The 23,194-nt window shown below is 38.0% G+C and carries 12 protein-coding genes, 21 tRNA genes and 2 rRNA genes; 2 read left to right on the forward strand and 33 right to left on the reverse strand.

Annotation, left to right across the window (positions count from 1 at the left end; genetic code table 11):
* Nucleotides 1-58: 58 nt before the first annotated feature.
* From menB to PY093_RS17145, 4 genes are read right to left on the reverse strand one after another with little or no spacing between them, the layout of a single operon-like run.
* Nucleotides 59-880: a 1,4-dihydroxy-2-naphthoyl-CoA synthase gene (gene menB / locus PY093_RS17130; RefSeq protein ID WP_275647056.1), complete on the reverse strand. Its 822-nt coding sequence runs from the start codon at nt 878-880 to the stop codon at nt 59-61.
* A gap of 47 nt (nt 881-927) precedes the next feature.
* Nucleotides 928-1,746, reverse strand: coding sequence for a 2-succinyl-6-hydroxy-2,4-cyclohexadiene-1-carboxylate synthase (gene menH / locus PY093_RS17135; RefSeq protein WP_275647057.1), 819 nt, complete (start codon nt 1,744-1,746; stop codon nt 928-930).
* Complete coding sequence (gene menD / locus PY093_RS17140) at nt 1,743-3,512, reverse strand: 2-succinyl-5-enolpyruvyl-6-hydroxy-3-cyclohexene-1-carboxylic-acid synthase (protein WP_275647058.1); 1,770 nt, start codon at nt 3,510-3,512, stop codon at nt 1,743-1,745. Before menD ends, menH begins: the two co-directional genes overlap by 4 nt.
* On the reverse strand, nt 3,499-4,923 hold the full coding sequence (locus tag PY093_RS17145) for an isochorismate synthase (protein ID WP_275647059.1): 1,425 nt from the start codon (nt 4,921-4,923) through the stop codon (nt 3,499-3,501). The genes menD and PY093_RS17145 overlap by 14 nt, the downstream gene beginning before the upstream one ends.
* 535 nt (nt 4,924-5,458) lie before the next feature.
* Here PY093_RS17145 and PY093_RS17150 point away from each other — a divergent pair.
* Nucleotides 5,459-6,394, forward strand: a complete 936-nt coding sequence (locus tag PY093_RS17150) for a 1,4-dihydroxy-2-naphthoate polyprenyltransferase (protein ID WP_275647060.1) — start codon at nt 5,459-5,461, stop codon at nt 6,392-6,394.
* Nucleotides 6,395-6,547: 153 nt separating this feature from the next.
* On the forward strand, nt 6,548-7,312 hold the full coding sequence (locus PY093_RS17155; RefSeq protein WP_275647061.1) for a TraR/DksA C4-type zinc finger protein: 765 nt from the start codon (nt 6,548-6,550) through the stop codon (nt 7,310-7,312).
* Between the two features lie 301 nt (nt 7,313-7,613).
* On the opposite strand, the gene PY093_RS17160 is transcribed toward PY093_RS17155, so the two are convergent.
* The 29 genes from PY093_RS17160 to PY093_RS17300 form a co-directional block, all read right to left on the reverse strand.
* Nucleotides 7,614-10,013 carry a penicillin acylase family protein gene (locus tag PY093_RS17160; protein ID WP_275647062.1) on the reverse strand — a complete coding sequence of 800 codons (2,400 nt, stop codon included), beginning with the start codon at nt 10,011-10,013 and terminating at the stop codon, nt 7,614-7,616.
* A gap of 591 nt (nt 10,014-10,604) precedes the next feature.
* Nucleotides 10,605-12,995: a glycogen/starch/alpha-glucan phosphorylase gene (locus PY093_RS17165; RefSeq protein ID WP_275647063.1), complete on the reverse strand. Its 2,391-nt coding sequence runs from the start codon at nt 12,993-12,995 to the stop codon at nt 10,605-10,607.
* Nucleotides 12,985-14,436: a glycogen synthase GlgA gene (gene glgA / locus PY093_RS17170; protein WP_275647064.1), complete on the reverse strand. Its 1,452-nt coding sequence runs from the start codon at nt 14,434-14,436 to the stop codon at nt 12,985-12,987. The genes PY093_RS17165 and glgA overlap by 11 nt, the downstream gene beginning before the upstream one ends.
* Nucleotides 14,433-15,458, reverse strand: coding sequence for a glucose-1-phosphate adenylyltransferase subunit GlgD (gene glgD, locus PY093_RS17175; RefSeq protein WP_275647065.1), 1,026 nt, complete (start codon nt 15,456-15,458; stop codon nt 14,433-14,435). The genes glgA and glgD overlap by 4 nt, the downstream gene beginning before the upstream one ends.
* A gap of 29 nt (nt 15,459-15,487) precedes the next feature.
* A complete protein-coding gene (locus PY093_RS17180) occupies nt 15,488-16,630 on the reverse strand; it encodes a glucose-1-phosphate adenylyltransferase (protein ID WP_275647066.1) in 1,143 nt (380 codons plus the stop codon).
* Nucleotides 16,581-18,515, reverse strand: a complete 1,935-nt coding sequence (gene glgB / locus PY093_RS17185) for a 1,4-alpha-glucan branching enzyme (RefSeq protein ID WP_275647067.1) — start codon at nt 18,513-18,515, stop codon at nt 16,581-16,583. Before glgB ends, PY093_RS17180 begins: the two co-directional genes overlap by 50 nt.
* A gap of 571 nt (nt 18,516-19,086) precedes the next feature.
* Nucleotides 19,087-19,158 (reverse strand) — tRNA-Glu (locus PY093_RS17190).
* An 18-nt stretch (nt 19,159-19,176) separates the two neighbouring features.
* Nucleotides 19,177-19,267, reverse strand: a tRNA-Ser gene (locus PY093_RS17195).
* Between the two features lie 4 nt (nt 19,268-19,271).
* Nucleotides 19,272-19,346: transfer RNA gene (locus PY093_RS17200), tRNA-Asn, on the reverse strand.
* Between the two features lie 9 nt (nt 19,347-19,355).
* Nucleotides 19,356-19,429 (reverse strand) — tRNA-Ile (locus PY093_RS17205).
* Between the two features lie 23 nt (nt 19,430-19,452).
* Nucleotides 19,453-19,526 (reverse strand) — tRNA-Gly (locus tag PY093_RS17210).
* A 16-nt stretch (nt 19,527-19,542) separates the two neighbouring features.
* Nucleotides 19,543-19,618, reverse strand: a tRNA-His gene (locus PY093_RS17215).
* A 36-nt stretch (nt 19,619-19,654) separates the two neighbouring features.
* Nucleotides 19,655-19,730, reverse strand: a tRNA-Phe gene (locus tag PY093_RS17220).
* 506 nt (nt 19,731-20,236) lie between these two features.
* Nucleotides 20,237-20,312 (reverse strand) — tRNA-Asp (locus PY093_RS17225).
* 3 nt (nt 20,313-20,315) lie between these two features.
* Nucleotides 20,316-20,392: transfer RNA gene (locus tag PY093_RS17230), tRNA-Met, on the reverse strand.
* Nucleotides 20,393-20,436: 44 nt separating this feature from the next.
* Nucleotides 20,437-20,529, reverse strand: a tRNA-Ser gene (locus PY093_RS17235).
* Between the two features lie 21 nt (nt 20,530-20,550).
* Nucleotides 20,551-20,627 (reverse strand) — tRNA-Ile (locus tag PY093_RS17240).
* Nucleotides 20,628-20,640: 13 nt separating this feature from the next.
* Nucleotides 20,641-20,717 (reverse strand) — tRNA-Met (locus PY093_RS17245).
* Between the two features lie 20 nt (nt 20,718-20,737).
* Nucleotides 20,738-20,813, reverse strand: a tRNA-Ala gene (locus PY093_RS17250).
* Between the two features lie 13 nt (nt 20,814-20,826).
* A tRNA-Pro gene (locus tag PY093_RS17255) sits at nt 20,827-20,903 on the reverse strand.
* A gap of 8 nt (nt 20,904-20,911) precedes the next feature.
* Nucleotides 20,912-20,988: transfer RNA gene (locus PY093_RS17260), tRNA-Arg, on the reverse strand.
* A 7-nt stretch (nt 20,989-20,995) separates the two neighbouring features.
* Nucleotides 20,996-21,084: transfer RNA gene (locus PY093_RS17265), tRNA-Leu, on the reverse strand.
* A 23-nt stretch (nt 21,085-21,107) separates the two neighbouring features.
* Nucleotides 21,108-21,182: transfer RNA gene (locus tag PY093_RS17270), tRNA-Gly, on the reverse strand.
* 3 nt (nt 21,183-21,185) lie between these two features.
* A tRNA-Leu gene (locus PY093_RS17275) sits at nt 21,186-21,269 on the reverse strand.
* A gap of 22 nt (nt 21,270-21,291) precedes the next feature.
* Nucleotides 21,292-21,367, reverse strand: a tRNA-Lys gene (locus PY093_RS17280).
* A 492-nt stretch (nt 21,368-21,859) separates the two neighbouring features.
* A tRNA-Thr gene (locus tag PY093_RS17285) sits at nt 21,860-21,935 on the reverse strand.
* Between the two features lie 382 nt (nt 21,936-22,317).
* A tRNA-Val gene (locus PY093_RS17290) sits at nt 22,318-22,393 on the reverse strand.
* Between the two features lie 9 nt (nt 22,394-22,402).
* Nucleotides 22,403-22,518, reverse strand: a 5S ribosomal RNA gene (gene rrf / locus PY093_RS17295).
* 226 nt (nt 22,519-22,744) lie between these two features.
* Nucleotides 22,745-23,194 (reverse strand): 23S ribosomal RNA (locus PY093_RS17300); the annotation flags it as partial.

The following is a 23,194-nucleotide window of genomic DNA, read 5'->3' on the forward strand; positions in this document are numbered from 1 at the left end:
ATCTTAAAAAATGTAAAAAACAGTTTGGTTAAGTAACCAAACTGTTTTTTTCTTCGAATTAAGGAAAACGAGGGAATTGCTTGAAGTCCGGATTGCGTTTTTCTTTAAACGCATCACGACCTTCCTTCGCTTCGTCAGTTGTATAGTACAATAACGTTGCGTCACCGGCAAATTGCTGAAGACCTGCAAGACCATCAGTATCTGCATTAAATGCTGCCTTTAAGAAACGAAGTGCCGTTGGGCTTTTCTCAAGCATTTCTTGACACCATTGGACCGTTTCTTCCTCTAGTTTTTCGAGCGGAACAACAGTGTTAACTAATCCCATATCAAGAGCTTCTTGTGCATTATACTGGCGGCATAGGAACCAGATTTCACGAGCTTTCTTATGACCAACAATACGAGCTAAATAGCCTGAGCCATACCCAGCGTCAAAACTTCCTACCTTAGGTCCTGTTTGTCCAAAGATTGCATTATCAGCAGCAATAGTTAAATCACATACGATATGTAAAACATGTCCTCCACCAATTGCATATCCTGAAACCATTGCAACCACTGGTTTAGGAATTACACGGATTAGGCGTTGTAAATCTAGAACATTTAAACGTGGGATTTGGTCTTCACCCACATATCCACCATGTCCACGTACTCTTTGATCTCCACCAGAACAGAATGCTTCATCTCCAGCACCTGCTAAAACAATAACCCCAATATTGGAATCATCACGTGCATAAGCGAAAGCGTCGATTAATTCCATAACCGTCTTAGGACGAAACGCATTTCGTACTTCTGGGCGATTAATTGAAATCTTAGCAATGCCATTTAACGTTTCATATAAAATATCTTCATACTTGCGTTCTGCAACCCATTCAAATGATGCCATTAGCTTGTCCTCCTTAATTATGTATAGTACCTATTGGCTTGGTATTTTTAATGATATGTTTGATCAAATAAAAACCCACTTACTATTTTACCAAAAAATTTCGGTTCTTCCACATGAATTGCATGGCCGACGGCTTTTATTTTTTCAACTCTCGATTTGGGTAGCATTTTTTCCATTTCCACAGCTAGGAAACAAAACTTTTCATCTATTTCACCACAAATTAATAATACGGGAACAAAAAGAGTTAATAGGTTGTCCCAATAGGAAGGCTGTGAGCCTGTACCCATTCCCCTAAGGCTGTTAGCCAAACCAATAACATTATTGTGCCCTCTTTGTTTCCTGATTAAAGTTTGAGTTTCAAGTGCTAAAGATTTCTGTGATTGAAATAAAGGAATGCTTTCCCAATAATCAATAAACCAATCAATCCCATACTTCTCAATTTTAAAGGCTAATTCCTCATCAGATTTTTTCCTGGCACTTCGTTCTTCTTCTGATCGCAAGCCTGGTGAACTACTTTCCAACACAAGTTTGCTAATTCTATCAGGATGATTAACAGCAATGGAGAGTGCGAGCCTTCCACCCATCGAATACCCTACTAACGCTGTCTTACTAATTAACAGTTTATCTAAAATTGAGATGATATCATTTCCGACTGATTCCATTTCATACAAGTAATAATAAGTAGGTGAATCTGTTTTTCCATGTCCTATAATGTCAACTAAGATACATTGACAATTGTTTTGTAAAAGTGGTAAGATCTGATCCCAAGTTTGGGTGCTACCCGTAAAACCATGTAATAACACTACAGGTTCACCTTTACCGTAAACTTCGACATGATAGGACTTTTGGTTTACGACAATATTCATTCAATTTCACCATTTGCAATGAAATTTGATATTTCCTGGGAAACATGATTCCACAAAGTACGATGAATCATGACATTCTCTGCTCTATTTGAAGGTACTTCAATTACTGATAAACCAGTTGTATTAATCGAGTTTTCAAAAGCTTGTTGGAAGGTTTGCCATGAAAGAATTCTTTCAAAAGTACCACCATACATTTTTACCACATGTTTATAATCCAATTCTATTGGAGTACCAAACAATGTTTCAAAATGTGTTTCCTCCTTTGCCTGTGGTAAAAATGAAAAAATTCCTCCCCCCTCATTATTAATCAGAACGATCGTAATCGATATTCTATGTTGTTTCGCAGCGAGCAACCCATTTAGATCATGATAAAAAGATAAGTCACCAATCACTAATACAAGTGGAGAATCAGATGTTGTGCATACACCTAACGCAGTAGAGACTACTCCATCAATTCCGTTTGCACCTCGATTTGCCATAACTTTTATATTTTTTTCATTGTTGATAAAAAATGTATCTAGATCTCGGATTGGCATACTATTACCCACAAATACTGTTGAGTCATTTGGTAATAGTTGAAGTATTTCATTAAACACTTTTCCCTCAACAAGAGTTTCTCCCATATTTGCTTTATAAATTTTTGTTTTTGTACGCTCGTTAATATGCAGCCATGTTTTCAGCCATTGTGAAGATGAATGATTACCCTTTGTCCTTTTCTTAACTATGGCCTCACAGAAATCTATTTCATTACAATAAACCATCTCGGAAGCTGTTAGGGTTGGTTCGCGCCAACCTCCATCACCATCAACAACTATTTGTTTGTAGTTAGTTAATGATTTTAAATATAAAAGCAAGGCTTTAGAAATTGGCATTGCTCCAAATCGGATAACTACTCCTGGTTTATATTCATTAATAAATTCATGATTTCTTAAAAAGGCGTCGTAACAATCAATTATGTATTCCTTTGAATGGCTACCACTTCTAAGCTGTGACAAGGGATCAGCTAATATCGGAAATTGTAATACTTCCGCTAACTTTACTACTGAATCTGTAAAATTACCTTCGTAATGTTCACCACAGATGATTAAGCCTTTTTCATTGGAACCAATGATTGAATAAAGATATTCAATATCAACCTCTTCTAATTTTGGATCACCTATTAAAACGTTTACATGTGATGGTTGATTACATTGACCTTTATTCCAGAGGTTGTCCATTTTTAGATTAGGCAGTAATGGTTCACGGAATGGAAAGTTCAAATGTACTGGTCCAGCAGGTGAAGCTAACGCTTTTCCTGTTGCGCGCGCTGCAACTGTTCTTACGTAGCGAAGCATTTCATCTGACCCTTCAGGAATCGCCATTTCAACAAACCATTTTGCATACTTACCAAACAAGTGGAGCTGATCAATCGCTTGTGGCGCCCCGACATCCCTCAGTTCATGTGGCCTGTCTGCAGTTAATACAAGTAATGGCACTCTTGAAATGCTAGCCTCTACAATTGCTGGATAATAATTGGCCGCTGCCGTTCCGGATGTACAAAGAATCGCAACAGCCGATTTTTTTGCCTTTGCTATTCCTAATGCAAAGAAAGCGGCTGAGCGCTCATCAATGTTTACATATACGTTTAAGTTGGGATGCTCAGCCATTAAGATCGCCATTGGAGTAGAACGAGAACCAGGACTAATCACTACATTTGTAACCCCCACACGAACCAACTCATCTACAAAAGAAGCGACATATGCAGTAAGTGAATCATTTTGAGTCATTTTTCTCTCCTCCTAATGCATAGAGCATTGGCTTAAATTTAATCTCTGTTTCCTTAAATTCACTTTCAGGCTGGGAATCTCCTACAATACCACAACCTGCAAAAAGAGATGCTTCCTTGCTTTGTAGTAAAGCCGAACGGATTGCAACTGCAAATTCCCCATTGTCATTTCCATCAAACCATCCTATTGGGCCAGCATACCAGCCCCTGTCGAGAACTTCAATTTCCCTTATTTGCTGCATTGCGACTTCTTTAGGAAAGCCACCTAAAGCAGGAGTCGGATGTAGACGTTGTACCATAGAAAGTAATGATACTCCATCTTTCACAATTCCCTTAACTGGTGTATACAGATGCTGTATGTCCCTCATTTTGTAAAGTGAAGGTTTATTGGGTACTTCTAACTTATCACAGGCCTCACTCATTGCCTCTTTTATCATATGGACTACTACTTCGTGCTCGATAATATTCTTCTTATCCTTTAAAAGAATATTACCCAATTCATCGTCTTCTTTTAGGCTTTTACCTCTCTTAATTGACCCTGCTAAACATGTTGAAAGCAATTCATTGTTTTTCTTTCTTACTAATCTTTCAGGTGAAGCGCCCACAAAACAATCATCACCATTTTCAAATGCAAAGGTATAACTCATCGGTTGCTGCTCTCTTAGGGTTGCTATAACTACCGCCGCATCGATTGTTTGGTCAAATTGTAATCTTATTTCCCTTGCTAATACTACTTTTTCAACCTCTCCCGCTTGGATCTTGTCAGCAATTTTGCTAACACTTGCTTTCCATTCTTCGGGCATAACTTCTGTTTTATGGTAAGGACTTTCAGCAGAGTTATTAGCTACTACTTTTCCACTTTCTTCAAGTAGACCTTTTGCAACATTTTCAAGATCTTCAGAAAACCTATTTTCATTTTCCCTATCGTTACAAAAATAATTAGTTGTTAACCATGACTCGCCATCTATAATAGACAACATTATGGTAGGCATGATGAATTTAGCATCAGGGAATTTTTTCCATAAACTTGTTCTTTTTCCTAATGGATCAAATGAAAATCCACCAAATAACATTGGGCCTGTTCCAATTACCTCATCATCGTTTGTTCTGTACCTATTGGCAAGGATTTGTTTCCACTGTCGATCGACATCTCCGAAACGGTCGGAGGATTTGTTTACTTCTATCGTATGTAAATAACCAACACCAATAATGACCGTATGGTTAGTAGGGTCATTCCAATAAAAACGTTGTCCCTGAAAGTATTTTTTTCCGGAAATAAAGAAACTGAGGGGGTCAATATTCTCCACTTTTTTCACTTCGCTAACAAGTATTGGATTAAAGTTTTTATACGAATGTAAATCATCAACTTTTCTAAGATGCTTTTTTATATTTTTTTCTTGAATGATTACCACTTTTATCCCCCCGTGAAAAATCTATTCCAATTAAAAAACTTTGTAGATGAATAGATTATAATGTTAAATTAAAAACCTAAAATATTTTTTCATTTACCTATATATTAGTCGAATCGACAAATTTAATTTCAGATAAGTTGTCATAGTAAGCTAACTTTAAGATACACCTCAATATAATTATGTGTCAACAGACACGATTTTACCAGTATTACCTCCTAAGTGATGATTAAATTACTTCTATTTTATATAAGAAAACAAAGAGATTTGGACTTTGGTACTATATGGATTATTACATAAAACATTTAAAAGTAATTGACACATATTCGACAATTATCTAAACTTAGTTTGTATGAAGAAAAGGGCGCGGAGCAACGTGACAAAGAAAATAGCTCTCACCCTTGTTTAGTAACTTAAATATTCACCCATGCTTTTATCCACAACCGCCTAGAGTCCGTTGGTATATATTCAAACACACAGCTTTGTAGGTCTTTAATTGCCCTTCTATTTTATATAGTAAGGAAAGGAGAAACAATTCATGCAACCACAAATACAGACACAACCAGAATCCTCTCCTAGGAAAATGGCAAACTGGAAGGTATGGTGGAGATTATTACGCCCTCATACACTATCTGCAGCATTTATTCCGGTTTTCATTGGGACAGCTTCTGCTTTATTTGTAACAACAATAGACATTCCTTTATTTTTTGTAATGTTATTGGCTTGTTTACTAATTCAAGCTGGTACAAATATGATAAATGAATACTTTGATTTTAAGCGTGGATTAGACACCGCTGAGTCTGTCGGCATAGGTGGTGCAATCGTTCGTGATGGTATTAAAGCAAATACAGTATTAAGGCTTGCATTTATATTTTTTGGTATTGCTACGCTCCTTGGTGTTTATATTTCTATGAGCAGTAGTTGGTGGATAGCCTTGATTGGAACAATCTGTATGACAGCAGGTTATTTTTACACTGGAGGTCCTGTGCCGATTGCATACACTCCGTTTGGTGAATTAGTTGCTGGGCTGTTTATGGGTCTTATCATTATCCTACTATCATTTTATATCCAGACTGGAACAATTACAGCCACAATTATTTTGATTTCTGTACCCATTTCTATTTTGGTTGGAGCTATTCTTTTAGCAAATAATATCCGTGATCTTGATGGTGATAAAGAAAACGGTCGTAAAACACTTGCAATTCTAATTGGAAGAAAAAATGCTATTACATTTTTAGCTCTTATGTTTATTACATCATATATTTGGATTATCGTTCTCATATTTGTTGATTTAGCATCTGTGTGGTCTTTATTAGTTTTAATTAGTATTCCTAAAGCTATTCAGGCTACAAAAGGCTTTATCGGTAAAACACAGCCCATTCAAATGATGCCAGCTATGAAAGCAACGGCTCAAACAAATATCCACTTCGGGTTTTTATTATCAATTGGGTTGATCGTAAGTTATATTGTGTGATTTTAGGGACTAACTCGTGTGAGTTGGTCTCTTTTTTTCATAAAAACTATTCTTATACAAATTTGAAGCAATTTCAAATAAGTTTTTTTTTACAATTATTTTTTTGCTTTTTCAGCAGATAATACTTATATAATCATAGGAAGGAGTGTTTTTATGCTTACATCTGAGCAATTATCAACCTTCCGTTCACAGTTGATAAACGCAAAAGAGGATATTGAACGTCGTTTACAAGAAAATGATAATTTTGATCTTGATAATGGACACTACCATGAATCAATGGGTGAGTTGTCAAGCTATGATAACCATCCTGCAGATGAAGGTAGTGCATTATATGAAAGAGAAAAAGATATTGCTTTAAATGACCATACTGAAAGAGAACTGAAGGATGTATACCTTGCATTAGAAAAAATTGAGGACGGAACATATGGTAAATGTGAGGTATGTGGGATTGATATCCCTAAAGAACGTCTAGAAGTACTTCCTACCACCAACTTTTGTAAAGATCATAGTCCAGACCAAGTTGTTTCTCATAATCGTCCAATTGAAGAGGGAGTGTTAATGACTCCGTTTGGTAAATTCGAATTTGATGATGAAGATGTAGAGGCGTATGACGCTGAGGATTCTTGGCAAGATGTAGCCCGGTATGGAACCTCAGAAACACCGTCTGATATAAATGAAAACATTGATCATTATAATGATGTATATATCGAATCTCATGACCAAGTTGGTTATGTGGAAGCATATGAAAACTTTGCTGCAAATGATATTGATGGCAATGAAATCAGAGTCTATCCAAACAAACAACATCAAAGATACGAAACTGAGTTAGACGAATTAGGTACAATGACAATCTTTGGTGACTTACCTGCTTATGAAAAAGACCCTTACACAGAAGAAGAAGCAGAAGCAAGAGAATAAGAAAAGCGCAGGGCGCCCGCCTATCGGCGCATCGATTAAAACCCGCCACGTCCTGTGGCGAACATCGACATCAGCACATCCTGTGCAAGTCAAGCATAAGACGAGCCCTGACTGAAGGCGTTCTTTGCCTTCGGGAAGGGCTTGGCTTATGACCTCAGGTCCGATGGCGCCCGGAGCTAGACACTAAAACTAGGTACTAACTTTTATACTTTCTTATCTTTTAAGAAAAGCGAAGGGCGCCCGCCCGGAGCTAGACACTAAATTTAGCTTTAAAAAAGTGCAGGGCGCCCCCGCCCTTTTCTTAATTACCTGGCATTAAATCGAGCCTTAATTCCTCGTTTTCATATGATTCTGTATAGGTAGTGTGATATTCACCTGTAGTCCACTCATCCACTTGATCATCATACCAATTACTTAACACATTGCCTGACTGGCCTGGACCTACAACATTATAACTTTTTGAGAGGTTTTCCAAGTCAACAACAGTTCTCCAAGCGCCACCATGATTCACCAGCCCAGTTGTATTATTCCAACCCGCTGCTTCAACAGTAACGCGGCTACCACCAATCGGAGTTGGTTTCTTAAAATTAAAGAGGTAGTTCAATGGTTTAATTGCTGAAAGTGGGTGACTAAATTGAACAGCATGATATTCTCCCCATTGCCATTTCGATGCATCATTACCTTGAAGCTCTGAAATTTTATCAACTGTCCGTTGGTAAGAGCTTATAACTACCTTATCAAATCCACCCGCATCTTTTAACCAAATGCCTTCTTTACCTTTTACTGCATCGCGTATCATCTCATCAACGATTTGTGCCTTACCTTCGAAAAAATCAGCTATTTCTTCTGGAATGTCATTTTCAAATAAGACATTTGCAAATTCAATCATCCATAAATTGAATAGTAACGGTCCCCCAGTTTCTACAGTGTCATAATAATCCCATTTACTAAGCATTTCCCTTGCTTTTTCATCAATAGGTCGTAAACTTGTTCCTTTTAACGCTTCTAATAATATTGGGACAAATTCCTGAGCCTGGAGGTTGTACTGATCAAATTGAAGTTCTTTCATATCATCGATTGAGAGTTTTTCTTTACTCATTAACACATCACGAATTCGTTGCTGACGATAAGGCTGGGCCCATGTATTTGTAATATGATATGGATAGTCTACACCAACAATTTTGTTGTTTGCTGTTGATATAAATCCTTCATCTGGATTAATTAATGTTGGTAGCTCACCCCATGGAATAAACCCATCCCACTCATATTCATCTGTCCAACCTGGTACAGGTACAGAACTATCACCTTTTTTTCGAATAGGGATAAGTCCATTTGCTCTATAAGCAATGTTTCCTTCCTTATCCGCATACACAAAGTTTTGTGCAGGAGTATGAAAATATGTTAGTGCCTCTTTAAATTCATCCCAATTCTTCGCCTTATTAAACTTTAATACAGCTTCCAATTCGGTTGAAGGTTCTAATGCTGTCCATCTAATTGCAAGTGCTGTATCCGTTTTTGTATCCTGGGCAAATTCAGATATAATCGGTCCATGCCTAGTAATCGTTACTTCATATGGAATCGTTTCTCCATCCTTAACCTTAATTGGCTCAGAGATAACCTCAGCTTCTTCCCAATTTCCCATATACATAAACTGATTAGGATTGTCCGGATTACGTTTTTCAATATATAAATCCTGAACATCTGGTCCGACATTAGTCACTCCCCATGCAATATTATCGTTTCTTCCAAGAATAACGCCAGGGATACCTGCAAATATAACACCGTTTACATTTAAATCAGGAGCTTTAAGCTGCACTTCATACCATATTGAAGGTGTCCCAAGACCTAGATGGGGATCATTTGCCAAATAAGGAAATCCCGATTCAGTTTTTGCACCAGATACGACCCAGTTATTACTGCCATTCCATTCAGCTGGAATGTCTACAGAAGCAAAGCTCTTCGTTATATCTAGAGGATTATCTTTTAATGTTTGTAATACAGTTGGACCATCTTCAGGATAGACAGGGAATAACTCTAGTACTTTTTCCTCTGGAAAATTTTGTGCCATATAGTAACGAAATGCCTGCCCTTCCCAATGTCCACCTAAATCATATGCCATATATTTTCCGATTGTTAACGAATCAATTGAACTCCATTCCTCAGGCTCATATCCTGCAAGTGTGAATTCAATAGGTAATGAGTTTTTCTCGACTGCCTCATTTATGTAAGCATTCACTCCTTCAGCATACCAGTCCAATGCTTGCCTAGCTTCTTCGGAGTAGATAGCATAACTATCTTCAGCCGCTCTACGTAAACCGAGTGTTCTGAAATACTTATCTTTTTCAAGTGTACTTTTTCCAATAACTTCACTTAGCTCACCAGATGCCTGTCTCCTTGATAAATCCATTTGAAATAGTCGGTCCTGTGCGGTTACATAGCCTTGGGCTATGTATAAATCCCTAGCATTTTTTGCCTCAATGTGTGGAACTCCATTTTTATCACGATACACAGTTACCTTTTCATCTAGCTGATTAACCGTTACTTCGCCGCTCACAACAGGTAAACTTTTTCGAATAAATAAATACCCAGTTAGTACTGTTGCTATTAGTAGAAATAGTAGAGTCATAATTATTATAATGACTACTCTCCACCGCTTCGTTTTTGGCCAATATTTCTTTTTTATAGCAACCTCTGTACTCAAATCCGACTCCTCCTTTTGTAAATATTTACACATTTTATTTTAGCGAAATACTTTTATTAATTATAATCTTCTGAATTTATTCTGTCACTCTTTTCACTTTCCTAAAATGCGACAAATTTAAAAATTCACTCGAAAAATAGGAATTACCCAACGACAATTACCGCATAACCATCGACATCATTTTTTGACAGTATATTTTTACAGATTTTTCATAGTAATACGGAAAATAATCTTTCTTTAAATGAGGACTGTTAAATTAAAGAAGATATGAAAGGAGGGGGGAAGATGTGAACGCACTTGAAATTGAGAACAAAGTTTATGGTGATAACATCCAATCTGTTGAAATTGAATTAGATCACGATTGAATAATCGAGCGCTTTTATCATCGTTACTAAACATCCTGCCCAAGTTAAGCATAAGACGAGCCGTCCGGAAGATTGTTCTTTAACCTTCCGGACGGTTTGACTTATGACCTCAGGTTCGACGGCGCCTGGAGCTAGACCATAACCAGGTAAAAATTTTATCTTTCACATATAATTTCAGATATTACAAGTGAGAAGGTATCTTCAAAAAAGGACCTACTCCAAAAAATTATGCTTTAATATTCCAAATATGCTTTGCATACTCTTGAATGGTCCTATCACTAGAAAATTTGCCAGACCTTGCAATATTGGTAATACTCTTTTCTATCCAGCTACTTTTATCCTGATAGGCTTCATTTACCCGCTCCTGGGCAGCAACATAAGCTGAAAAATCACGGAGAACGAAATACTGATCATTTTGCATCAGTAACGAATCATAAATAGCTTCAAAGTCTCCCTCCGTATCTGGAAAATGACCATTAATTAATTGTTCTAGTATCTGCTGAATTCGTTTATCATGATGATAATATTCATTAGAGTAATATCCCCCGTTTTGGTTAAAGTGAAGCACTTCATCAGCTTTTAATCCAAACGTAAAGATATTTTCATCACCGACTGCTTCAAGAATTTCAATGTTCGCTCCATCTAACGTCCCAATTGTTAGTGCACCATTCATCATAAACTTCATATTTCCAGTCCCAGAAGCTTCCTTACTAGCTGTTGAAATTTGCTCACTCACATCTGCTGCTGGGAAAATATCTTCAGCTACAGACACTCTGTAGTTCTCAACAAAAATTACTTTTAGCAAGCCACGTAGTTGTTTGTCATAATTTACTTTTTCAGCTACAGAATTAATAAGTTTAATAACCTTTTTTGCATAATAATAGCCAGGAGATGCCTTTGCTCCAAAAATAAAAGTTCTAGGAAATATAGTAAAATTCGAATCTTCTTTAATACGATTATAGAGATACATGATATGTAGTACATTTAATAATTGTCGTTTATAGGCATGGAGCCGTTTTACTTGAACATCAAAAATAGAATACTCATCTACGGTTATTCCGGTTTGAGCTTTAATTCGTTTGGCCAGGATTTCTTTTCTGGCAATTTTAACATCAAATAATTTCTGTTGAAACCCAGCATCATATCTATAACTTTCTAACTCTATTAAAGTACTAGGGCTATTAATCCATTTATTCCCTATTGTTTCTGTTAGTAAATGAGATAGTTGCGGGTTAGCCTTCAGTAACCAACGACGGTGTGTAATTCCATTTGTCTTATTATTAAATTTTTCAGGGAAATATTCATAAAATAATTTCATTTCTCTGTGCTTTAATATCTCAGAGTGGATCTTTGCTACACCATTTACGCTATAGCTACCTACAATTGCTAGATGAGCCATCTTTACGAGATCATGGGCTATAATAGCCATCTCTTCTATCCGACCCCATTCACCAGGATACCGATTCCATAACTCCCGGCAAAAACGTTCATTGATTTCTTCAACTATCATATATATCCGAGGAAGCAACGGTTTAAAGATATAAATCGGCCATTTTTCTAAAGCCTCCGATAATGTCGTATGGTTTGTATAAGAGATCGTGTTTGTCGTAATATGCCATGCTTCTTCCCACCCCATTCCTTCTTCATCCAATAAGAGCCTCATCAGCTCTGGAATGGCTAAAACAGGGTGTGTATCATTGATATGGATTGCCACACTGTTATGGAAATTATCTAATCTGCCATTTCTATTTCTGAAATTACGTACAATACTTTGCAAACTTGCAGAAACTAAAAAATATTGTTGCTTCAGCCTTAATATCTTGCCCTCATCATGCGTATCATCTGGATATAAAAATTCCGAAACCGATTCTGTTTCACGCTTATACTCTAATACATCCTTATTATGTGGGAAAGGAGAGGGTTCTGCATTCCATAGTCGTAATGTATTTACCGTATTTGTTTCATAACCAATCACCGGGATATCATAAGGTACAGCTGAAATTTTTTCCGCATCTACATGTCTAAACGTGGGTCTCCCAACATGTATTAATGTCTCAATTTCTCCCCAAAAACCAATTTCAATTGCTTGGTCTGATTTCCGAACTTCCCACACGTTTCCATGTCTAAGCCATTGTTCTGGCAGCTCAACTTGATAACCGTCAACGATCTTTTGGTCAAATAAACCATGCTTATAGCGAATGCCGCAACCATGTCCTGGCAAATTTAAAGATGCTAAGGAATCTAAGAAACATGCAGCCAACCTACCTAAACCACCATTTCCTAATCCAGCATCTGCTTCACTTTCTTCAATATCCCTAAGATTGATTCCCAAATCAAGTAAACCAGCTTCAACCGTTTCAAAAATACCAAGATTTAACAGATTATTCCCTAACAACCGACCAAGTAAAAATTCGATAGAAAAGTAATACACTTGCTTACGATTTTCTCCACGGTTTTTTTCATTTGATACAATCCAATCAGAACTTATATATTCCCTTACCATATTCCCCAGTGTATTATATTGATCTCTTACAGTTGATTCGTTAAAGCTTTTTCCACATTGCATTTCTAATTTTTTTAAAAAGGCTTTTTTAAACGCATCTTTGTCAGAGAACATAACTTCCACTCCTAGCAATTAACTCAGCATAAAGCCGGTTATATTTAAACGCTGACTGAGCCCAACTATAATCTCTAGACATCGCCTCAATAACAAGTTTATTCCATTCTATTTTCTTGTGGTAAAAGTCAATTGCCCTGTTTACGGTATACAGCATGTCATGGGCATTAAAGTTCTTAAAACTAAATCCATTCCCTTCACATGTATGCTCATTAAACGATTGGACGGTGTCATTAAGACCACCCGTTTCCCTTACAATGGGAATCGTTCCATATCGTAAAGCAATCAATTGTCCCAAGCCACAAGGTTCAAATTTTGATGGCATCAAAAATAGGTCAGAGCCAGCATACAGTTGGTGTGCTAAAGCTTCATTAAAGCCTATAAATACCTTAAATTTTTCTGGATAGCGATATGCTAGTGTATGGAAACAATTTTCATATTGGTAGTCTCCTGTTCCAAGAATGATAAACTGAATATCTTTTGAAAGCATTTCTTCAATCACGCGAATGACCAGCTCTAGTCCCTTTTGCTCGGTTAGCCGAGAAATAATTGAAATAATTGGGACATCTGTTCTTTCTGGTAACCCAAAATATCTTTGAAGTGCACGTTTATTTTTCGCCTTATTTTTTAGGGCAGAGTGATCGTATTGTGCTTTTATTAACATATCATTTCTAGGGTTATACAGGTCATCATCAATTCCATTTAAAATGCCAACCAGTGCATCACTTCGCTCACGTAATAGACCATCTAATTTTTCTCCAAAAAACTCAGTCTGGATTTCATTTTTATATGTAGGGCTAACCGTTGTAATAATATCAGACGAAACTATAGCACCTTTCATAAAATTAACATTCCCATAAAACTCAAGCTGTTCTTGGTTGAAATATTCGTCAGAAAGATTTAACAAATCTCCTAAAATTTCTTTTGGAAAGATACCCTGAAACTGTAGATTGTGAATCGTAAACACAGACCGAATCGAAGCATAATCTACATTGGTACTATACTCATTCTCCAATAGAAAGTTGACCATTCCCGTATGCCAATCATGACAGTGAATGACATCAGGAATAAACTCTAACAAAGGTAAAGACTCCAACACCGCTTGACAGAAAAACGAAAAACGTTCCCCATCATCATAATGGCCATATAAACTGTCTCGGTTAAAGTAGTATTCATTATCGATGAAATAATAAATAATCCCATCATATGTTAGCATTTCAATTCCGCAGTATTGATTTCTCCAACCAACTTTAACTGTCATTTCGTTCACTTTTTCCATGTTTTGCTTAAATTGGTTAGAGATTTGACCATATTTAGGAAGTATGACCCTAACATCAGTTCCTAGACTTCTCAACTCCTTTGGAAGTGCACCAGCTACGTCTGCTAAGCCACCAGATTTAACAAATGGGACACACTCTGAAACGACAAATAGCACTTTCACGATCTCATCAACGCTCCTTGTATTGTTCCTTTTCGAACTACGTACGGAGAAATTTCACTTCCTTGAAGTTTCACATTACTCTCTACTCTTACATCTTTATCAATAATGACTGAATCTAACACACAATCTTCACCAATTAAGCTTTTTTGCATGATAATACTATTTTTTATGATTGTACCTTTTCCAATTTTAACAGCTCGTGAAATGATGCTATTTTCAACGTGACCTTCTATTATGCAGCCATTAGCAATAATTGAATTTTTTACTACCCCGTTTTTGGTATATTTGGTAGGAGGTTCATCTTTTACTTTTGTGTAAATCGGATCTGATTGTAAAAATAGCTGTTTCCAAACAGTAGGTTGTAATAATTCCATACTATGAGTGTAGTATTTTTTAATTGAATCGACTACAGATACATATCCTCTATATTCATAGTCACATATTTTCAAACTATGACGATGATCACGCACCACATCTAAAATACTTAAATAGCCGGTCTTCTTATGGTTAGTAATCAAATCAATCAGTAATGACGTTTCCAAAATAAACATTTCAAGTGACTTTCCAAGATTACGTACTTCTGTAATATCACAATCGGCCTCAATATGTCTTTTCAAAATCATATTATAATCAATGTTGCAGACTGTATAGCTATTAGCGATTAATGTATACTTTTGAGTACTTCTTAAAAAATAGTCCATATTGTTTTGAAATTGTTTAAATGAACCAATTTCCTCATTCAAATCAAGATCGGATGCCGGAAAGAAGAATAATCCATCTCGCTTACGATTTAAATCCCATTGCTTCCCAGAGCCTAAATGATCCATTAAAGAGCGATATTGATATCTTGGAAAAATGGCTACACTTTCAATACCTGAATTAACCATATTTGAAAGAATAAAATCAATTAATCGATATCTACCTGCAAAAGGTATTGCAGCCATTGAACGGTTGATGGTTAAATCCTCTAATTCATTTCGGTATGTAGTTGCGTCGATAACACCAAGTAGATTTTTAATCATTTTGCACATCCTTTTAGACTAATAATGACCTATAGTTGTCCTGCGGTTAACATTTCCTCTGTTACTAAGATGACTTCATCGACATTTTCTGAACGGATAACAGTGCCATCAGGTATCTGCAGATTACATGGAATAATTGCTTTTTCAATAAATACATTTTTTCCAATCTTAGCATCAGCCATGATAACTGAATCCTTTATAAATGACCCACTACCAACTTCCGAACCTTGAAATAAAACAGAATGATCCACTGTTCCCTCAATCACACACCCCTCGTTCACAAGGGATTCGTTAATTTGTGCTGTAGGAGCAATAAACTGGGGTGGTTGATTTGGATTTACCGAATAGATTCGCCAAGAATGATCAAATAGGTTTAATTGCGAATCCTCTCGTAATAGGTCCATGTTGGCTTCCCATAAACTTTTAACAGTACCAACATCTTTCCAATACCCCCTAAACGGATAGGCAACTAGTTTTTTCTTTTCTTCTAATAAATGTGGAATAATGTCCTTACCAAAATCATGGCTAGAATCAGGATTACGATCATCCATTTCTAAAAACTCTTTTAGCACAGACCATTTAAATATATATATTCCCATTGAGGCTAAATTATTTTTCGGAAGTAGGGGTTTTTCCTCGAACTCCTTTATCTCCATGTCATCGTTTGTATTCATGATTCCAAAGCGACTCGCCTCATCCCAAGGCACTTCTATAACCGAAATTGATACATCAGCCTCTCTTTTAATATGGTAATCAAGCATTTCAGCATAATCCATTTTATAGATGTGGTCACCTGACAGAATTAACACATATTCTGGATCATACTGCTTTAAATACGTTACATTTTGATAAATAGCACTTGCTGTCCCTGTGTACCACTTTACACCTGTAGACTCTGCATACGGAGGAAGTACAGTCACGCCACCATTTTTCCGATCAAGGTCCCACGCACTTCCAATACCTATATAAGAATGTAATACTAGCGGCTGATATTGTGTTAATACTCCAACTGTATCAATGCCAGAATTCGTGCAATTACTAAGTGTAAAATCAATTATTCGATACTTTCCACCAAATGGAACAGCTGGTTTGGCAATATCTTTGGTTAAGGTACTTAGACGACTACCTTTTCCTCCCGCCAATAGCATTGCTACGCACTTTTTTTTGACCATTATTTGTTTTCTCCCCTCGTTTTTTTACTGGTCGTAATATAGAAACTCCATATGGTGGTATAGTGATAGATAGTTGACATGGTTTTCCATGATACTGTCCTTCGGATGATAGTAATTCACCTTTATTAACTTCCCCTGAACCACCGAACTTCTTATCATCACTATTTATGATTTCCTTATAGGATGTCCCAATAGGTACTCCAATTTTATAATCATGGTAAGTCACATTTCTAAAGTTACAAACAATAACTAAATGATCACCCGTTCTTTTCCCGTTCCGAATAAAAGAGAAAATACTTTGGTCGTTATTATTTACATCAATCCATTCAAACCCTTCTGATGAATGGTCTAAATCAAATAAAGCATGTTGTTTTTTATAAATTTTGAGCAACTCTTTAACATATGCACTCATATTCTTGTGCATGACAAATTCATCTAAATTCCAATCTAATTGATCTTGATCCTTCCACTCAGCAAATTGACCAAACTCTCCGCCCATGAATAAAAGTTTTTTACCAGGATGAGAAATTAAAAAACCATATAATAAGCGTAACTGTGAGAATTTATCTAAATAGTCACCAGGCATTTTATCAAGCAACGATTTCTTACCGTGTACTACTTCATCGTGTGAAAACGGCAATATAAAGTTTTCTGAAAATGCGTACAATAGTGAAAATGTTACTTTATGGTGAAGCCCTTTTCTCTCATCGGGTCTAGCCTCCATATAGGTTAAGATGTCATTCATCCACCCCATATTCCATTTATACGTAAAACCTAGACCACCTTCTGATGTTGGTGTGGTAACCATAGGCCAGTCAGTGGAATCTTCAGCAATCATTAATACGGTACTATCAAACGAATGAACCTCTTCATTTAACTTCTTTAAAAAATCAAGTGCATATGGATTATTTATTGGCTCACCATTTCTATTGGGCCAATAAATCATATTCGCTACAGCATCCACACGAAATCCATCAATATGAAAATAATCAATCCAATATAAAGCATTGGATATTAAAAAACTTCGCACCTCATGCTTACTTAAATCAAAATTCGCTGTACCCCAAACCTCATTTTCCCTATCATAAAGGGAACTATATTCATAGGTTGGTTTCCCATCAAATAGATATAAACCATGCGAGTCCTTACAAAAGTGACCAGGTACCCAGTCCATCAATACTCCAATTCCATGTTGATGACATTCATCAATAAAAGCCATCAGTTCATGTGGATTACCATATCTACTGGTTGCAGAGAAATAACCAACGCCTTGATAGCCCCAAGACCTATCGAGCGGATGCTCAGTAATTGGTAATAGCTCGATATGACTAAAGCCATGCTCTACTACATATGGAATAAGTATATTAACCAATTCTTTGTATGAATAATGGCTTCCGTCTTCTTTTGTTTTCCATGATCCAAGATGGACTTCATAAATAAATATAGGCAAATCATCACTAGCTTTTTTTCGTTTGGTTCTTCTCCATTGGCTATCATTCCACTTATATCCATTTAGATCGTAGATAATCGATGCCGTATTGGGTCTAACCTCAGAGAAAAAAGCATAAGGATCAGATTTTAGAAGCTTCTGTCCCGTAGCTGTAATAATCTCAAATTTGTAAATTTCACCTTCAAGTAAACCAGGAATAAAGTTGGTCCATATTCCTTCCTTACTCACTTTAGTAAGAGAATGTTCCTCTCCTTCCCAATTATTAAAATTCCCTACTACATTCACTTGTGCAGCATGTGGTGCCCAAACACTGAAACGAGTACCCATTTGGCCATTTTCTTGTATAATATGTGCTCCAAATAAGTGATAACTTTTAAAGAGGTTTCCTTCATGAAATAAATGAATATCGTAATTAGTTGGGAGGGTCGATAACACTGTTATTCATCCTTTCTAGAATCTATAAAATAACTAATTTTTATTATAATTATTCATTTTACAGAAAATCTAAGTAGGTGATAGTATGTTTTGTATGACACGATTTTACAAAATATTTAATTGTCCATGTAAAAACTATTTTTATATAATAAGTAATTTTATTTGCAAACGGTTACATTATTTTTATATAAAAACTATTCTACTATTGAAAAAGTGACCTGTAGTACAATTCAAAAATAGGTAGTAGGATTCAAGGATAAGGTGTAGATAAACAAAGTGTTATCTAAACAAATAGAGGATAAGTAGTTAGATAGTGCTCAATAATCGCAATTTTATTATAAACTATTATTCTAGTGTTAAAGAATTCGTTTACTTTCTTTAAAAAACAAATATTGTCGATAAAAAAACAAGACACATTTTGTTCAAAGTGGAAAATTACCATAACTCTGAGTAATAACGGATTATCGAAGTGGATTAAATCATGACTGAACGAGTTCTAATAATAGCAGCCTTCTATTTATCTATAATCAAAAAAAGACGTAACAAGATTAATCTTGTTACGCCTTTTTGATGACCCATACGGGATTCGAACCCGTGTTACCGCCGTGAAAGGGCGGTGTCTTAACCGCTTGACCAATGGGCCATAAATTCGATATCATAATGGCGGAGAAGGAGGGATTTGAACCCTCGCGCCGCTTACACGACCTACACCCTTAGCAGGGGCGCCTCTTCAGCCACTTGAGTACTTCCCCATTATGGCTCCACAGGCAGGACTCGAACCTGCGACCGATCGGTTAACAGCCGATAGCTCTACCACTGAGCTACTGTGGAATAGTATGATGGGCCTAAATGGACTCGAACCATCGACCTCACGCTTATCAGGCGTGCGCTCTAACCAGCTGAGCTATAGGCCCTAATAAGTTACATTAGATAAAATTGGAGCGGGTGATGAGAATCGAACTCACGACATCAGCTTGGAAGGCTGAGGTTTTACCATTAAACTACACCCGCATATATTATGAGAAAATGGGGCGACTGATGGGAATCGAACCCACGAATGCCTGAACCACAATCAGGTGCGTTAACCACTTCGCCACAACCGCCATAAATATAACTGTTACTTATTTATGAACAAAAAATGGTGGCTCAGGACGGAATCGAACCGCCGACACAAGGATTTTCAGTCCTTTGCTCTACCAACTGAGCTACTGAGCCATATATAATTTGTTAATCCATTACATTAAGTGCAATTGAATATTGTTAGCTTCATCCTCATCTCAGGAGGTTAATGCAAGAAGCAGCTCGATGAGTATGCTGAAGTATTTTCAGGGAAGCCTATTCGGGCGTGCTCTACCAACTGAGCTACTGAGCCATATAGAATTTGTTAATCCATTACATTAAGTGCAATTGAATATTGTTAGCTTCATCCTCATCTCAGGAGGTTAATGCAAGAAGCAGCTCGATGAGTATGCTGAAGTATTTTCAGGGAAGCCTATTCGGGCGTGCTCTACCAACTGAGCTACTGAGCCATATAGAATTTGTTAATCCATTACATTAAGTGCAATTGAATATTGTTAGCTTCATCCTCATCTCAGGAGGTTAATGCAAGAAGCAGCTCGATGAGTATGCTGAAGTATTTTCAGGGAAGCCTATTCGGGCGTGCTCTACCAACTGAGCTACTGAGCCATATAATTAAGATGTGCTTTACCAACTGAGTAAAATGGCGGTCCCGACCGGGATCGAACCGGCGATCTCCTGCGTGACAGGCAGGCATGTTAACCGCTACACCACGGGACCAATTGGTTGCGGGGACAGGATTTGAACCTGCGACCTTCGGGTTATGAGCCCGACGAGCTACCAGACTGCTCCACCCCGCGATAATATAATGATGCTTGTTGATTTTTCTTTTCCAATAAGATAATGGCGGAGGAAGAGGGATTCGAACCCCCGCGAGCTGTTACACCCCTGTCGGTTTTCAAGACCGATCCCTTCAGCCGGACTTGGGTATTCCTCCGTATTGCCAATATAATAATGGTGGTGGACCTTGTAGGACTCGAACCTACGACCGGACGGTTATGAGCCGTCTGCTCTAACCAGCTGAGCTAAAGGTCCATTTTTTCTAATATGGTAGCGGCGGAGGGAGTCGAACCCACGACCTCACGGGTATGAACCGTACGCTCTAGCCAGCTGAGCTACACCGCCATAGTAAAAAGAGTTATTATTGGTGGAGCCTAGCGGGATCGAACCGCTGACCTCCTGCGTGCAAGGCAGGCGCTCTCCCAGCTGAGCTAAGGCCCCAATAATTTGTTAATGGTCGGGAAGACAGGATTCGAACCTGCGACCCCTTGGTCCCAAACCAAGTGCTCTACCAAGCTGAGCTACTCCCCGTATATATATGGCGCGCCCGAAAGGAGTCGAACCCATAACCTTCTGATCCGTAGTCAGACGCTCTATCCAATTGAGCTACGGGCGCATACAAATGGTGCCGAGGACCGGAATCGAACCGGTACGGTAGTCACCTACCGCAGGATTTTAAGTCCTGTGCGTCTGCCAGTTCCGCCACCCCGGCATTGGTTGGTTGCAGACTGTTTTTGGAGCGGAAGACGAGGTTCGAACTCGCGACCCCCACCTTGGCAAGGTGGTGTTCTACCACTGAACTACTTCCGCGTATGGTGCGGGTGAAGGGACTCGAACCCCCACGTCAAAGACACTAGATCCTAAGTCTAGCGCGTCTGCCAATTCCGCCACACCCGCATACATATAATTAGTAATAAAATGGTGAGCCATGAAGGATTCGAACCTTCGACCCTCTGATTAAAAGTCAGATGCTCTACCAACTGAGCTAATGGCTCGTATTGAAATTAATTTTAACAAATTTATAACTAGTATTCGTCTTCTGTTGCATCTATGACGTCCAAATCTCAGGATGTTATTCAAGTAGTGGCTCGATTTGTACGCTGAAGTATGTTCAAGAAGCGTATTCTTCGTGCTCTACCAACTGAGCTAATGGCTCGTATTGAAATTAATTTTAACAAATTTATAACTAGTATTCGTCTTCTGTTGCATCTATGACGTCCAAATCTCAGGATGTTATTCAAGTAGTGGCTCGATTTGTACGCTGAAGTATGTTCAAGAAGCGTATTCTTCGTGCTCTACCAACTGAGCTAATGGCTCGTATTGAAATTAATTTTAACAAATTTATAACTAGTATTCGTCTTCTGTTGCATCTATGACGTCCAAATCTCAGGATGTTATTCAAGTAGTGGCTCGATTTGTACGCTGAAGTATGTTCAAGAAGCGTATTCTTCGTGCTCTACCAACTGAGCTAATGGCTTGTACAAAAGTGGTGCCGGCGAAAGGAGTCGAACCCTCGACCTACTGATTACAAGTCAGTTGCTCTACCAACTGAGCTACACCGGCGAATTAAGAAAGAGTAAATATTCATAGTTAAACGTTGGTACTTGTCGTCCTAATCTCGGGGTGTCTATTCAAGCAGTGGCTCGATTTGTACGCTGAAGATTATTCAGGATGCTTATTCGGTCGTGCTCTACCAACTGAGCTACACCGGCGAATAAATAATTTAAAAAGTATTCAGTTTCAAACTTGGAACTTGTCGTTCTAATCTCAGAAGGACTTTTCATATAGCAGCTCGATTAAGATAAAAGGTTTTGAATGATGCACTTTGATGTGTCCACATCTCAGGAAGCTAAATCAAGTAGCAGCCCGATGTGTACAATTCGTAGCATATTCATTGATGTAATGCTCATTGCTCTACCAACTGAGCTACACCGAAAGATTAAAATGGTGGAGGATGACGGGATCGAACCGCCGACCCCCTGCTTGTAAGGCAGGTGCTCTCCCAGCTGAGCTAATCCTCCAGTATAAAAGTCTAGCAACGTCCTACTCTCACAGGGGGAAACCCCCAACTACCATCGGCGCAAAAGAGCTTAACTTCCGTGTTCGGCATGGGAACGGGTGTGACCTCTTTGCCATAGTCACTAGACAAATTATTATAGACAAGTACTATTATAATGTTTTTATAGAAAATTTCAAGAGGAAATTTATTCCCTCAAAACTAGATAACGTTAGACATTCAACGAAGATAGTGTCCAGCTACAGCTCCTAACCTTTCGATCACTTCACCTCCTCTTTCAGAAGCAAAGATCTCGCTTCTTCGTCGGAGCCTCCAGTGTTTGTCGAGGCTGTACAGTCGCTTTCGCCTTTTATGTTTGGTTAAGTCCTCGAACGATTAGTATCAGTCAGCTCCACACGTCACCGCGCTTCCACCTCTGACCTATCAACCTGATCATCTTTCAGGGTTCTTACTAGCTTGCGCTATGGGAAATCTCATCTTGAGGGGGGCTTCATGCTTAGATGCTTTCAGCACTTATCCCTTCCACACATAGCTACCCAGCGATGCCCTTGGCAGAACAACTGGTACACCAGCGGTGTGTCCATCCCGGTCCTCTCGTACTAAGGACAGCTCCTCTCAAATTTCCTACGCCCACGACGGATAGGGACCGAACTGTCTCACGACGTTCTGAACCCAGCTCGCGTACCGCTTTAATGGGCGAACAGCCCAACCCTTGGGACCGACTACAGCCCCAGGATGCGATGAGCCGACATCGAGGTGCCAAACCTCCCCGTCGATGTGGACTCTTGGGGGAGATAAGCCTGTT

The organism is Cytobacillus sp. S13-E01 (genome assembly GCF_029193815.1).
GTDB lineage: Bacteria > Bacillota > Bacilli > Bacillales > Bacillaceae_L > Bacillus_BV.

Bases quoted from the DNA above. Each gene is read 5' to 3' on its own strand.
- menB (WP_275647056.1), bottom strand. From the start codon at position 880: ATGGCATCATTTGAATGGGTTGCAGAACGCAAGTATGAAGATATTTTA.
- menH (WP_275647057.1), bottom strand. From the start codon at position 1,746: ATGAATATTGTCGTAAACCAAAAGTCCTATCATGTCGAAGTTTACGGT.
- menD (WP_275647058.1), bottom strand. From the start codon at position 3,512: ATGACTCAAAATGATTCACTTACTGCATATGTCGCTTCTTTTGTAGAT.
- PY093_RS17150 (WP_275647060.1), top strand. From the start codon at position 5,459: ATGCAACCACAAATACAGACACAACCAGAATCCTCTCCTAGGAAAATG.
- PY093_RS17155 (WP_275647061.1), top strand. From the start codon at position 6,548: ATGCTTACATCTGAGCAATTATCAACCTTCCGTTCACAGTTGATAAAC.
- PY093_RS17165 (WP_275647063.1), bottom strand. From the start codon at position 12,995: ATGTTCTCTGACAAAGATGCGTTTAAAAAAGCCTTTTTAAAAAAATTA.
- glgD (WP_275647065.1), bottom strand. From the start codon at position 15,458: ATGATTAAAAATCTACTTGGTGTTATCGACGCAACTACATACCGAAAT.
- PY093_RS17180 (WP_275647066.1), bottom strand. From the start codon at position 16,630: ATGGTCAAAAAAAAGTGCGTAGCAATGCTATTGGCGGGAGGAAAAGGT.